Annotated in this window: 12 protein-coding genes; 10 read left to right on the top strand and 2 right to left on the bottom strand. The window is 38.7% G+C overall.

All coding sequences use genetic code 11. The features are described 5' to 3' along the window. The first annotated feature begins 147 nt into the window (after positions 1-147). On the top strand, positions 148-885 hold the full coding sequence (gene mlaA / locus GWI68_RS14595; RefSeq protein WP_166540754.1) for a phospholipid-binding lipoprotein MlaA: 738 nt from the start codon (positions 148-150) through the stop codon (positions 883-885). A gap of 83 nt (positions 886-968) precedes the next feature. Here the strand turns inward: mlaA and fadL are convergent, their stop codons facing one another. Beyond that, positions 969-2,276, bottom strand: a complete 1,308-nt coding sequence (gene fadL, locus GWI68_RS14590; protein ID WP_166540753.1) for a long-chain fatty acid transporter FadL — start codon at positions 2,274-2,276, stop codon at positions 969-971. 344 nt (positions 2,277-2,620) lie between these two features. Between fadL and GWI68_RS14585 the strand changes: the two genes are divergently transcribed. From GWI68_RS14585 to sixA, 4 genes are all read left to right on the top strand, one after another. After that, positions 2,621-2,917, top strand: coding sequence for a YfcZ/YiiS family protein (locus GWI68_RS14585; RefSeq protein ID WP_082151772.1), 297 nt, complete (start codon positions 2,621-2,623; stop codon positions 2,915-2,917). A 235-nt stretch (positions 2,918-3,152) separates the two neighbouring features. Then, the gene (gene fadI / locus GWI68_RS14580; RefSeq protein WP_166540752.1) at positions 3,153-4,457 is read left to right on the top strand and encodes an acetyl-CoA C-acyltransferase FadI; all 1,305 of its coding nucleotides are present in this window, start codon (positions 3,153-3,155) and stop codon (positions 4,455-4,457) included. Further along, complete coding sequence (gene fadJ / locus GWI68_RS14575; protein ID WP_347877537.1) at positions 4,454-6,616, top strand: fatty acid oxidation complex subunit alpha FadJ; 2,163 nt, start codon at positions 4,454-4,456, stop codon at positions 6,614-6,616. The genes fadI and fadJ overlap by 4 nt, the downstream gene beginning before the upstream one ends. A gap of 390 nt (positions 6,617-7,006) precedes the next feature. Continuing rightward, positions 7,007-7,480: a phosphohistidine phosphatase SixA gene (gene sixA, locus GWI68_RS14570; RefSeq protein WP_109407281.1), complete on the top strand. Its 474-nt coding sequence runs from the start codon at positions 7,007-7,009 to the stop codon at positions 7,478-7,480. 79 nt (positions 7,481-7,559) lie between these two features. On the opposite strand, the gene smrB is transcribed toward sixA, so the two are convergent. After that, a complete protein-coding gene (smrB, locus tag GWI68_RS14565) occupies positions 7,560-8,102 on the bottom strand; it encodes an endonuclease SmrB (protein WP_166540750.1) in 543 nt (180 codons plus the stop codon). A 590-nt stretch (positions 8,103-8,692) separates the two neighbouring features. On the opposite strand from smrB, the gene prmB reads away from it, so the two are divergent. The 5 genes from prmB to GWI68_RS14540 all read left to right on the top strand — a co-directional run bounded on the left by prmB (position 8,693) and on the right by GWI68_RS14540 (position 12,767). Then, positions 8,693-9,625: a 50S ribosomal protein L3 N(5)-glutamine methyltransferase gene (gene prmB / locus GWI68_RS14560; RefSeq protein ID WP_109407279.1), complete on the top strand. Its 933-nt coding sequence runs from the start codon at positions 8,693-8,695 to the stop codon at positions 9,623-9,625. Between the two features lie 84 nt (positions 9,626-9,709). After that, positions 9,710-10,795 (top strand): chorismate synthase, encoded by a 1,086-nt coding sequence (gene aroC / locus GWI68_RS14555; protein WP_109407278.1) that lies wholly within the window; start codon positions 9,710-9,712, stop codon positions 10,793-10,795. A gap of 173 nt (positions 10,796-10,968) precedes the next feature. Beyond that, a complete protein-coding gene (locus GWI68_RS14550) occupies positions 10,969-11,769 on the top strand; it encodes a sulfite exporter TauE/SafE family protein (protein ID WP_072068644.1) in 801 nt (266 codons plus the stop codon). A gap of 18 nt (positions 11,770-11,787) precedes the next feature. Next, positions 11,788-12,342 (top strand): elongation factor P hydroxylase, encoded by a 555-nt coding sequence (locus GWI68_RS14545; RefSeq protein WP_166540749.1) that lies wholly within the window; start codon positions 11,788-11,790, stop codon positions 12,340-12,342. Between the two features lie 152 nt (positions 12,343-12,494). Then, on the top strand, positions 12,495-12,767 hold the full coding sequence (locus GWI68_RS14540) for a YfcL family protein (RefSeq protein WP_109407276.1): 273 nt from the start codon (positions 12,495-12,497) through the stop codon (positions 12,765-12,767). Positions 12,768-12,800 lie beyond the last annotated feature (33 nt).

Here is a 12,800-nt window from a genome sequence, read left to right as displayed (position 1 = left end):
ATGGGATAATCCTAAAAACTGAATTATCTTATAAGATCAACGCCTAATAAAAGTACCACTTGTTACGCATTGACAGTATTATATATAGAGTTTATGAATATGCGAACTATGATGCTGCTCATCATAAGATAATTAGCGGAGAACATTATGAAGTATCGCCTGTGCGGTGTTGCTCTTTCAGTCGCCTTACTTTCAGGATGTGCAAGTACCCCTAATAATGGGGAGGGGCGCTCTGACCCATTGGAAGGGTTTAACCGCCAGATGTTTGATTTTAACTACTATGTTTTAGACCCTTATATCCTACGCCCCGTTGCTGTTGTTTGGCGTGACTATGTACCGCCACCAGCAAGAAATGGCTTATCTAATTTTCTCGGTAACTTAGAAGAGCCCGCTAGTATGTTAAATAGTGTATTGCGTGGCGATTTTGAAAAAGGAGCAAAACATTTTGGTCGTTTTTGGATCAATACAGTCTTTGGTATGGGTGGCTTAATTGATGTTGCTGGTATGTCCAAAGAAACGATGGAAAAAGAAGTTCCAATGCGATTTGGTAGTACATTAGGTCATTATGGTATGGATTATGGCCCTTATGTGGTTGTACCGGGCTATGGTAGCTTCACTGTCCGTGAAGAGGGTGGTGACTGGGCTGACTTAACGTATCCTATGCTGAGTTATTTAACGTTTTGGATGTCAGCAGGTAAGTGGGCATTAGAAGGCATTGAAACACGGGCACAATTGCTCGATTCTGATGCTATTTTGCAAAATTCGTCTGATCCTTACTTAATGATGCGAGAAGCTTACTTCCAGAGTAATGACTTCAAAGCTGGTACGGTAAAAGAGAACCCTAACGCGAAAGCGATTGAAGATGACTTAGATTCTATCGATTAGTTTATTATCTTTGTTAGCTTGATGAATAAATAAAAAATGGTCTTAAAAAAGACCATTTTTTGTATAAAAAGCACAGTGAGAAATTAGAAACGGTAATTAAAGTTCATACCGTATAACCATGCTTTACCTGATGACTCGAATTCATAGGTAGGGGAAAGTGGTGTTTCAGCCAGTTTCTCTTTGATTGTGACTTTTTTACCGTGCATATATGCTAAGCCAACATCAACAGACATATCTTTGTTAAATGCATAGGTTGTACCCGCACTTAACCAGAAACGATCTTGGTCTGGAATAGAGATAGAACGTTTATCAGCAGGGACTGGGCTATCATCGAAAGCGATACCGGTACGGAATGTCCAGTTATCATCGTGATAATAGGTTGTACCTAAAGCCACACGCCATGCATCACGGAAGCCTTCTTCTTTCCTGAACAGTTGTTGACCATCACTCTTACGTGTGGCCTTTAACTCTTCGAAAGCACTCCAGCTTGTATAAGCAAAGTTATAGTGAACCGCCCATTTTGGTGCAACACGGTGATAAGCGGCAAACTCCCAAATCTCTGGTAAGTTAAGATCAAGTTTACCTTTAATGGTTTCGCCGTTGGTGCCAATAATACCCATCGCATCAAGTGCAGGCAGTGGTGGTAGATCGTTTTGGTATTCACCGTCTTTAAATTTCACTTTAACTTTAGAACGATAAGTGAAACTAACTCGGTTACCTTCGTCAAATTCATATAATAGACCGGCGTTCCAACCAAAGCCCCAAGCATCACCTTTAAGTTGAGCAACTCTCGCTGAAGGTGATACAGGAAGACCAAGCATTCCAGGTAGTTCACCAGCATGGCGGGTAATTTCAGCATCAGCATAAAGGGCATTTAAGCCTAAGCCGACACTGAATTGATTATTTACTCGATAACCTGCACTTAAGTTTAAGTTCATGGTTTTTAAATCGGTTTTACCACCAATAAGGCCTGCAGCATAATCCTTTTTAAAATCAGTCGCTAAGCCAAAGTTTGTTGTGCCTGAGGCACCAATCGCCCATTTATCATTAATAGGGGCAACAAAGTGGATATTAGGGACTAATGCACTTGGTGCGATATCACCAGCAGTAGTGCTAGTTCCTGTAAGTGGAGATTTACCTTTAATGTCGACGCTTGGATTAATATGGATAGCACCAACAGAGAATTCAGGACGATCAAACATAGTGAGTGCAGCTGGGTTACGGCTACCTACGCTTGCGTCATCGGCAATAACGCCTTCTCCTGAAAATGCACGCCCTAGTGCTGAAGTAGAATATTCATTTAACTGAAAACCGGCAGCACCTGCTTGAGAGGAGATAACACCTACCAAGGTAGCTAGTGCTGTGCGGGTAAACAGGTTTTTACGGTTCATGACCTAAACCCTCATAATTTTTTTAAGTTGTTACTTCTGATTAGAAGCGCTGGATTTTAGGTGCGGTTGTCGCTATGACAAATCAGACCAGTTGTTTAAGTATAAAGTTGAACACCCCAAATGTTGCAAGTATGTTTTACAAATATTGCTGTTTTGATTTAATAATTGGGATTTACTTAACATTATTTTCACAAAGCATCCCAATAAAGATATTTTTGATTGTTAAATAAACAGAATAATCAATTATTTTTGTAAAATTGTAAGATAATTTGAGCTAAAGCAGTTTATTTTATTTTTTTGCAATTATGATAGATAATTAACATTTCTTTCGTTGGGAGACTAAAATGGCAGACGCAATTAATCGTTGTAGTGCAGAAGAAACCGCTGCTTGCTGTTGTGTAGATGTGGGTACTATTATTGACAATAAAAATTGCACTGCGTCATATCAGCATGTCTTCGCTGATAAAGTAGAAGCGCAAGCAATGTTGGATCAACTCAGTGCAAAAGCACAATCTATCGCTTCAGAGCCTTGCAAAATTAATCAACAATTTGCTGATGTAGATGGTGGTGTTCAACTTACTGCTGATTTTACATTTTCGTGTGAAGCAGAAAACCTGATCTTCCAGTTAGGATTACGTTAATCCGCTGAAAATAAATAGATTTAAGGCTGTTGAAATTCAACAGCCTTTTTTATTGCCCACCATTGTGTTTTTACCCTTTCTATCGTTATTGTTGGGTTTCAGACATTCTATCGAAATAATGCGCGCTAACTCCCACTTCTCATAAAATGATGTTTCTGATAGGTGAAATTTTTGTTAACACTATTGTCAGGTCAGACCTCTTTGGTGTTAGGAACTCATTTTGTCAGGAGCCGTTATGAAGTCATCAACGAACAGTGCTATGAAAGATCGCATCGCCATTGTCAGCGGGCTACGCTTACCTTTTGCTAAACAAGCGACTGCGTATCGAGGAATACCTGCGGTTGAATTAGGGCGTTCAGTGGTTCAAGAATTAGTGACTCGCAATGAAATTCCTCCCGAAATTATCGATCAACTTGTTTTCGGACAAGTGGTTCAAATGCCAGAAGCACCGAATATTGCCAGAGAAATTGTACTCGGTGCTGGCTTAAGTGTAAAAACAGACGCTTACAGCGTTACAAGAGCATGTGCAACGAGTTTTCAAGCGATTGCAAATGTTGCTGAAAGCATGATGGCAGGGCATGTTTCTGTAGGTATTGCGGGTGGTGCAGATTCATCATCAGTTTTACCAATTGGTGTCAGTAAAAAATTAGCGGATGTCTTGTTAAGTCTTAATAAAGCAAAATCATTAGGCCAGCGTTTAAGTTATTTAAGTCAATTGCGGTTTCGTGATCTTCTCCCTGTTGCTCCTGCTGTGGCTGAGTATTCAACGGGATTACGTATGGGAGATACCGCTGAGCAAATGGCAAAGACTTATCATATTTCTAGAGTTGCTCAAGATGAATTAGCACATCGTTCTCATCAATTAGCCACTAAAGCATGGGAAATGGGAAAACTAGATAATGAGGTAATGACCGCTTTTTTCCCGCCTTACAAAGAAGGTTTTCATCAAGATAACAATATTCGTAAAAACTCCGTTCTTGATTCTTACGCCAAGTTAAAACCGGCTTTTGATCGTCGCCATGGTAGTGTTACTGCTGCAAACAGTACGCCATTAACGGACGGCGCAGCCGCAGTATTAATGATGAAAGAGTCAGTTGCAAAAAGCTTAGGCTATCAACCGATTGGTTATCTACGTAGTTATGCGTTTACTGCAACAGATGTCTGGAAAGATATGTTATTAGGACCATCTTATGCCACGCCACTTGCGCTTTCGCGCGCAGGCCTCTCTTTGAGTGATCTAACATTAATTGATATGCATGAAGCTTTTGCTGCGCAAACGTTGAGTAATTTGACGTTATTTGCGAGTGAACGATTTGCTAAAGAGCAATTAGGATTATCTAAGGCAATTGGAGAGGTGGATATGGATAAATTTAATGTGCTAGGTGGTTCTATTGCTTATGGACACCCATTTGCAGCAACTGGGGCAAGAATGGTGACACAGATGCTCCATGAGCTTAAACGCCGAGGTGGTGGGTTTGGGTTAACGACCGCATGTGCGGCTGGTGGATTAGGTGCAGCTATGATTTTGGAGGTGGAATAATGGAACAACAACAAACAACACTAGAAAAACCTTCCGTTTTCCAATTTTCAGTTCGTAACGATAAAGTCGGCGTTATAACAATTGATGTTATCGGCGAAAAAGTGAATACCTTAAAAGCTGAATTTGTACAGCAGTTCCAAGATGTTTTGAAACAAGCGCAACAACATTCTGGTGTAAAAGGATTAATTATCACATCAGGTAAGGCAGATAGTTTTATTGCTGGCGCTGATATCTCAATGATTGCGGGTTGCAAAACAAAAGAAGAAGCAAGTGCACTCGCAAAAGCAGGACAAGACCTTTTTACCCAACTTGAAAATTACCCATTACCCGTTGTTGCAGCTATCAATGGTGCATGTCTTGGTGGGGGACTTGAATTAGCATTGGCCTGCCACGGACGAATTTGTTCGGATAATAACAAAACACGTTTAGGGCTTCCTGAGGTGCAACTTGGGTTATTGCCCGGCTCAGGGGGAACTCAGCGTTTACCTCGTCTTATTGGTGTGACGTCGGCGTTAGATTTAATTTTAACAGGTAAACAAATCAATGCTAAACGAGCGTTGAAATTAGGTCTTGTTAATGATGTTGTTTCACAAGATATTTTATTAGATGTTGCAGCAAAATGGATTTTGTCGGGTAAAAAAGAGCAGAAAAAACATTCAATCATGGATCGTTTCTGGGCAAATACCACATTAGGGAGAAATATACTTTTTGGGCAAGCGAAAAAACGCGCATTAGCTAAGACAAAAGGGCATTATCCTGCAGTTGAACGTATTTTGCATGTAATAGAGCGTGGACTCGAAAAAGATATTCAAACAGGGTTTAAAGAAGAGGCAACTGCTTTTGGTGAGTTAGCGATGACACCAGTTTCATCGTCGTTAAGACATCTCTTTTTTGCTTCAACAACACTTAAAAATGAGACAGGTTCATCTCAAAAACCTGATGGTTTGCATCATATCGGTATTTTAGGTGGGGGATTAATGGGGGGCGGTATTGCTTTTGTTACTGCCACAAAGGGCAATTTACCTGCAAGGATCAAAGATATTAGCGATAAGGGAATTGCTCAAGCCTTAAATTATAGTTGGAAAGCGCTTTCGTCCAAGGTCAGTAAAAAAAGATTATCTGCACGTGAACGTCAACGCCAAATGAGCTTACTTTCTGGTTCATTGGATTACAGCGGTTTTCATCAATCCAACATTATTGTTGAAGCGGTGTTTGAAGATCTTGCTTTAAAACAGAAAATGGTGGCAGATATTGAAGATGTGGGGAAAGGTAAAATTATTTTTGCATCTAACACCTCTTCATTACCTATTCATGAAATTGCAAAAACAGCGAAATATCCAGAAAAAGTGATTGGGCTTCACTATTTTAGCCCTGTAGAAAAAATGCCATTAGTTGAAGTTATTCCACATGATAATACTAACGAAAAAACTATTGCAACAACGGTGGCTTTCGCTAAAAAGCAAGGTAAGGTTGCGATAGTTGTAGGTGATAAACCCGGATTCTATGTTAATCGTATTCTAGCTCCTTATATTAGTGAAGCATTGACCTGTTTAGTACAGGGTGAACCGATTGAAAATATTGATAAAGCACTCGTTCAATTTGGCTTCCCTGTAGGGCCTATTCAGTTATTGGATGAAGTTGGTATCGATATTGGTACAAAAATAACACCAATATTAGTGAATGCATTTGGTGAACGATTTGCTTCTCCACCTGCTGTTGATGCCATTATTGCTGATGATAGAAAAGGGCGTAAAAATGGCAGAGGTTTTTACCTTTATACAAAACATGTTCTGCCTTTTTCATTTGGAAAAAATAAAAAACAGCCCGATCCTACTATTTATCGTCTTTTACAAATTAAACCCAAAAGCCAATTGTCTTACTCTGAAATCACAGAACGTTGTTTGTTATTGATGCTAAATGAAGCGGTTCGTTGCTTAGATGAAAATATTATAAAACAACCTCGTGATGGTGATATTGGTGCTGTTTTTGGTATCGGTTTCCCTCCTTTCTTTGGTGGCCCTTTCCGTTATATGGATAGCATGGGAACAACAAAAGTAGTAGAAAAACTTAATCAACTTACTGATAAATATGGTGAAAGATATCGTCCTTGTGAACGGTTAGTTGAAATGGCTAAACGAAATGAACGTTTTTATGACTAATTAAACCTCTATACCATTGCATTTTCCTTTTGTGACACTTGTTTAGATTGAGGCGCTTAGGCGCCTTTTTTCTTGTACTTTTTGCGTCAGATTAATAATTGATGAATTTTTAATGGAAAAAAGGGTCGAAAGTGTTAATGATAGCCAGATATGGCAATATAGTTATTTGAAAATAAATTTAAAAATGAAGTTTTTTAAAATAAAATCCTGAAAAATGACATGAAATTTGTAAAACAATGGCATGATTTTAAATAGGTGAATTATGCAATTGCAATTAGGACATTGGCGATTTGATATAAGAATATATTCATTTTATCTTGATTAGATTAATTATCTTAAAAACGTTAATGCCAGTAATTACAAAAAATAAAATAGGTTTAATAATTTACTATGCAAATTTTTATTATGCGCCATGGAGAAGCAGCGCTTGATGCTGCAAGCGACGCACTACGACCACTGACTGAGCGTGGAAGAAGTGAATCAATAAAGATGGCTGAATGGATGACAACGCAAGGGCATCCTATCGATTATGTTTTAGTTAGCCCTTATTTACGAGCTCAACAAACATTAGAGGCTGTAAAAACAGATTTAGCGCTACCAAGCAAAATAGAAACCGACGAAGGGCTTATTCCTGGTGGTAATCCTTCACATATTGCACATTATTTACGTGCTTTAGGAGATACAGGATATCAAAATATCTTGGTTATATCCCATTTGCCTTTAGTCGGCTATGTTGTGGCTGAATTGTGCCCTGCGGTGTGCGCGCCTATGTTTTCAACATCAACGATTGCTTGTGTTGATTTTGATTTGTCAAAAGGTGCAGGGGAGTTGCTATGGCAAGTCTCACCTTCAACATTGAAATAAATTAGTTCAATAAAAATAATTAACGCCTTATTTCACCATTCGGGTGATTTAAGGGTTAATGCTTGAGATAACTGATATATCAACGACGGGCAATATCATCATTTTCGACTAACACTAATAACGCGGCATCACCTCCCCATTCTTTTGGGGCTTGATGGAACGCAATGACATCTGGGTGCTGCGCTAACCAAAGTGGTGTTTGTTGTTTTAAAATATGTTTGCCATGTCCATGCATAATACAAGCACAGTAAACGTGCTCTCGCCTACAGGCTGCAATCAAAGCACCAATCTCTTGTTTGGCAATTAGTTGTGTTAAACCATGTAAATCTAGAAAAAACTCAGGAACATAATCGCCACGACGTAGTTTTTTCAACTCATAAGCATTTGCGCCTTCTCTTAGGTAGCGCATAGGGCCTTCTGTCGCTAAATTAGGTTGAAATTCATCAGAAAAATAATATGAAGCATCAACTTGTTCTTGTTGCAAACGTTCAATAGCGTAGTGTGTCACTTTTTTACGTTTTGGCGAGTGAAGTATTTTATCTTGAGGTAATTTCTTTGTACCTTTTATCATTTCCTGAAATAACTCAATTTCAGAAGGTGGCAGTGAAAATTTTTTATTCATTTTTTATGATTCTTCATAGTGTTACTGTTTTTATAAGGCAATAGTACATGAAATAGTGTCAGAGATAAAAAAGTATAGGTTATAAATTTGGCATAAAAAAAGGCAGGGTATCTACCCTGCCGAAATAGTCACATAGCTAGCAAATACGAGGTGATTAACAAGTTGCTTTGCTCAGAATATCTGTGGAACATAAACTTTTTTATATCTTAAGCTTGCGGTAAAACTAAGATAAAAAGATATCAAAAAGAGTTTTCAAAAATTATGTATTTGTTATCAAGTGACTGCATATTGAATGAAAAACATCTCTAGGCGCATATTGGTATACAGTTAATTCTTTCATGTATTAAGTATGGCTCGTTTTTAATTTCTTGCTAATGAAAGTTAAATTAAAAGTATAAAATATCAAATTTTAATTTTAAATAGTTTGTATGTTTTGCTTTTTATTCTATGACTGAAGTATAAAACCATAATAAGTGTGTTGATATAAGCCGTAGTGATAACGTTGTTATGTTTTTTTACGGTTTCCCGCTGATTTATCACCATCTTCATGGCAAACTACAGACTTTCTATTTCTTCAGAGGACAACCATTTTGGATATAACACTAAAAGAGGAAGCAGTTGCTGATTTAAGCACTATCCTAGATATGCTACGTTGGGCTATGAGTCAGTTTAATTCATCTGACATTTATTATGGTCATGGCACAGATAACGCATGGGATGAAGCATTACAGCTTGTATTACCAACTATTGCACTTCCTTTAGATATTCCAGATGCGCTGTTATCGACTAAATTAACAACCTCTGAAAAAATGGAAATTATTACTCTGATTGAAAGTCGAATTGAGGAAAAGATCCCTGTTCCTTATTTAACTCATCGAGCTTGGTTCTGCGGTCATGAATTTTATGTTGATGAACGTGTGCTTATTCCTCGTTCCCCTATTGGTGAATTAATCAATAACCATTTTGATGGTTTAATCCAGCAAGAGCCAACACGTATTCTTGATTTATGTACCGGAAGTGGTTGTATCGCCATTGCATGTGCTCATGAATTTGAAGATGCGGAAGTGGATGCGGTTGATATTTCTGTAGATGCTCTGGAAGTGGCAGAATTTAATATTGAAAACCACGGTCTGGCTCATCGTGTTTACCCAATGCAATCTGATTTATTTAACGCTATTGTTCCAACGCCTTACGATATTATTGTGACGAATCCGCCTTATGTTGATGTTGAAGATATGGGTGATTTACCAGATGAATACCAAGTTGAACCAGAATTAGCATTGGCATCAGGTATTGATGGTCTTGATATTACACGCCAAATTTTACTAAAAGCGCCTGAATATTTAAGTGAAAAAGGTGTTCTTGTGTGTGAAGTAGGAAACAGCATGGTTCATCTTATCGAACAATTCCCAGACGTTCCGTTTACATGGCTTGAGTTTGATAATGGTGGGCTTGGTGTCTTTATGTTAACTCGCGAACAGCTTGTCGAATATTCAGCGTGTTTTTCTACTGATAAACGTTGATGTAACAGCAATGAGACGGTAGATTGTTATTTATTGCAAATAACATATTGATAACATCACACAGTAAAAGATAGGAATAAAGGGATGGCAGGAAACAGTATCGGACAATTATTCAGAGTGACGACTTTCGGTGAGTCTCATGGTGTTGCATTAGGTTGTATTGTTGATGGTGTGCCTCCTGGATTACCTTTAACAGAAGCCGATTTACAAGTTGATTTAGATAGACGTAGACCCGGAACTTCACGCTATACCACACAACGTCGTGAGCCTGATCAAGTTCGTATTTTGTCGGGTGTATTTAATGGTGTCACTACAGGAACTAGCATCGGTTTGTTGATTGAAAACACTGACCAACGCTCTCAAGATTACAGTGAAATCAAAGATGTTTTTCGTCCTGGTCATGCTGATTATACCTACGAACAAAAATATGGTTTACGTGATTATCGTGGTGGTGGACGCTCTTCTGCTCGTGAGACAGCTATGCGTGTTGCCGCAGGTGCAATTGCAAAAAAATACCTAAAAGAGAAATTAGGTATCGAAGTTCGAGGTTACCTATCTCAATTAGGGCCAATTACGTGTGATCTTGTTGATTGGTCTATTGTCGAAAGTAATCCATTTTTCTGTCCTGATCCTTCGCGTTTAGATGCACTTGATGAATATATGCGCGCACTTAAAAAAGAAGGCAATTCTATTGGTGCAAAAGTCACCGTTGTTGCTCAAGGCGTACCTGCTGGATTTGGTGAACCTGTCTTTGATCGACTAGATGCTGATTTAGCACATGCTTTGATGAGTATTAATGCCGTTAAAGGTATTGAAATTGGTGATGGTTTTGGTGTTGTAACATTAAAAGGTACAGAGAACCGAGATGAAATCACCAAGAATGGTTTTACCAGTAATCATGCTGGTGGGATTTTAGGGGGAATTAGCAGTGGTCAGCCTATTGTTGCACATATCGCATTAAAACCGACCTCCAGTATCACGATTGCAGGCAAAACAATTAATCGTGACGGTGAGGAAGTCGATATGATAACTAAGGGGCGTCACGATCCTTGTGTGGGAATACGCGCTATTCCAATTGCAGAAGCGATGATGGCAATTGTATTACTCGATCATGCATTGCGTCAGCGTGGTCAGTGTGGTGATGTTGTGCCACCTTTAATGCAGTGGTAATCATTCTACATCAATAACGTGATTGATAAGCTGTAGTAAGTTTGATGTTAGCTTTAAAGGTGTGAGCGCCTAATTTTATTATGCTCAGACTGTGTTGCTGTTACTCTCTTCAAAATAAATAAACGAAAGAGACAGCAACACGTCCTTTCATTTCTGATAATTCGGATAGATAAATGGATTGGCTCTTTTCAGATGGCATCTACCTTCTTCTCTTCTTTGTCGCTTTAATTGCGGGTTTTATCGATTCAATTGCTGGTGGCGGCGGTTTAATTACTATTCCTGCTTTACTTTCGGTCGGTATTTCACCAGTACAAGCGCTTGCAACCAATAAACTGCAATCTGTTGGTGGTTCATTTTCTGCAACACTCTATTTTATACGTCGCAGGGTTATTGATTTAAAATCCCAACGATTTGCGATTTTAATGACCTTTATTGGTGCGGTTTCTGGCGCTATGTTGGTGCAATTTATTAATCCAGAGGTTCTGAAACAAGCACTTCCAATTCTCACTATTGCTATTGGTCTTTATTTTCTTCTTACTCCGTCAATTGGTGCTCAAGACAGTAAACAACGTATTGGTTACTATACATTTGGCGCAATATTAGGCGGAGGTGTGGGTTTTTATGATGGTATTTTTGGACCTGGTACAGGTTCTTTTTTCGCTTTAGGTTATGTCATGTTACTTGGATATAATCTCTCAAAAGCGACTGCCCATGCTAAGTTACTCAATTTCACCTCTAATTTTGGATCCCTACTATTTTTTATTATTGGTGGGCAAGTTATTTGGACTCTTGGTTTAGTTATGCTTTGTGGGCAATTTATTGGTGCTCGCTTAGGTGCAGGCTTGGTTTTAACGAAAGGGCAAAAATTAATAAGGCCTATGCTGGTCATTATCTCCTTCTTGATGAGCATCAAACTCATTAATGACAATCATGGCGATACTATTGCACTTTGGTTCTCTGCACTTTTTAATTAGGAATAAATGGTTTTTTAAATGTCAGCACATCATTACCAACAGTTAATTGATATCTTTAATCAATGTTTTAGCGAAAGTTTTCAAACCCGTTTAATCAAAGGGGATGATGAGCCGATTTATTTGCCAGCAAATGAAGAGACACCTTATCACCAAATCATTTTTGCTCATGGCTTTTATGCGAGTGCATTACATGAAATATCACACTGGTGTATTGCAGGCGCGGCTCGTCGTCAACAAGTTGATTATGGTTACTGGTATTGCCCCGATGGACGCGATGAAACGACGCAAGGGCAGTTTGAGGCGGTAGAAATTAAACCTCAAGCACTGGATTGGTTATTTTGCCAAGCTGCGGGTTATCCTTTTAATGTCAGTTGTGACAATCTAGAAGGTAACTTTGAGCCTGATCGCTATGAGTTTAGAAACAAGGTCAGAGAACAAGTGCTTGCTTATTTACGAGATAAAAACACGCCACCTCGTGCTCAGCTATTTATTAATGCGTTACATTTGTTTTACAATACCCCTGAGCTAACGGAAGAGATGTTTCCTTATCAGGAAAACCCTTTAGTTAATTAAGGATTGCGAGAATAACTATCGCTTATCCACTGTGAAGGTTTTACCCGATAGGGTGGAGTCTGATGTAGTAAGGTTGCTGTATCATACGTTTTCTGCATTGATAATGCAGTGTAGATACTGAATACAGCAACATTATATATTGAGGATAAATAATGCTTTCTGAGTATGAAACGTACTTGTTAGATAGAATTGATAGCCGTGTTGAACATGCCACTGACGATGAGTTATTTGCTGGTGGATATTTACAAGGCCATATAACACTGGCTATTGCTGAGCTTGAGCAAGAAAACAACACACAATTAGAAGCGCTAAGAGCGCGTGTGGAAGAGAGCATTCAAAAGGCAATAAAAGCAGGTGAGCTATCGCCACCTGATCAAGTATTAGTATTATCTACGTGGCACGATTTAGTTAATTCAATTAATTAATTCTATATGTCTACCTAAGAGAACAACCGGCAC

The organism is Proteus sp. G2669, from assembly GCF_009915245.1.
Lineage (GTDB): Bacteria > Pseudomonadota > Gammaproteobacteria > Enterobacterales > Enterobacteriaceae > Proteus.
Note: the sequence above shows the minus strand (reverse complement) of the source record. Positions and strands in the feature narration are given on the sequence as shown.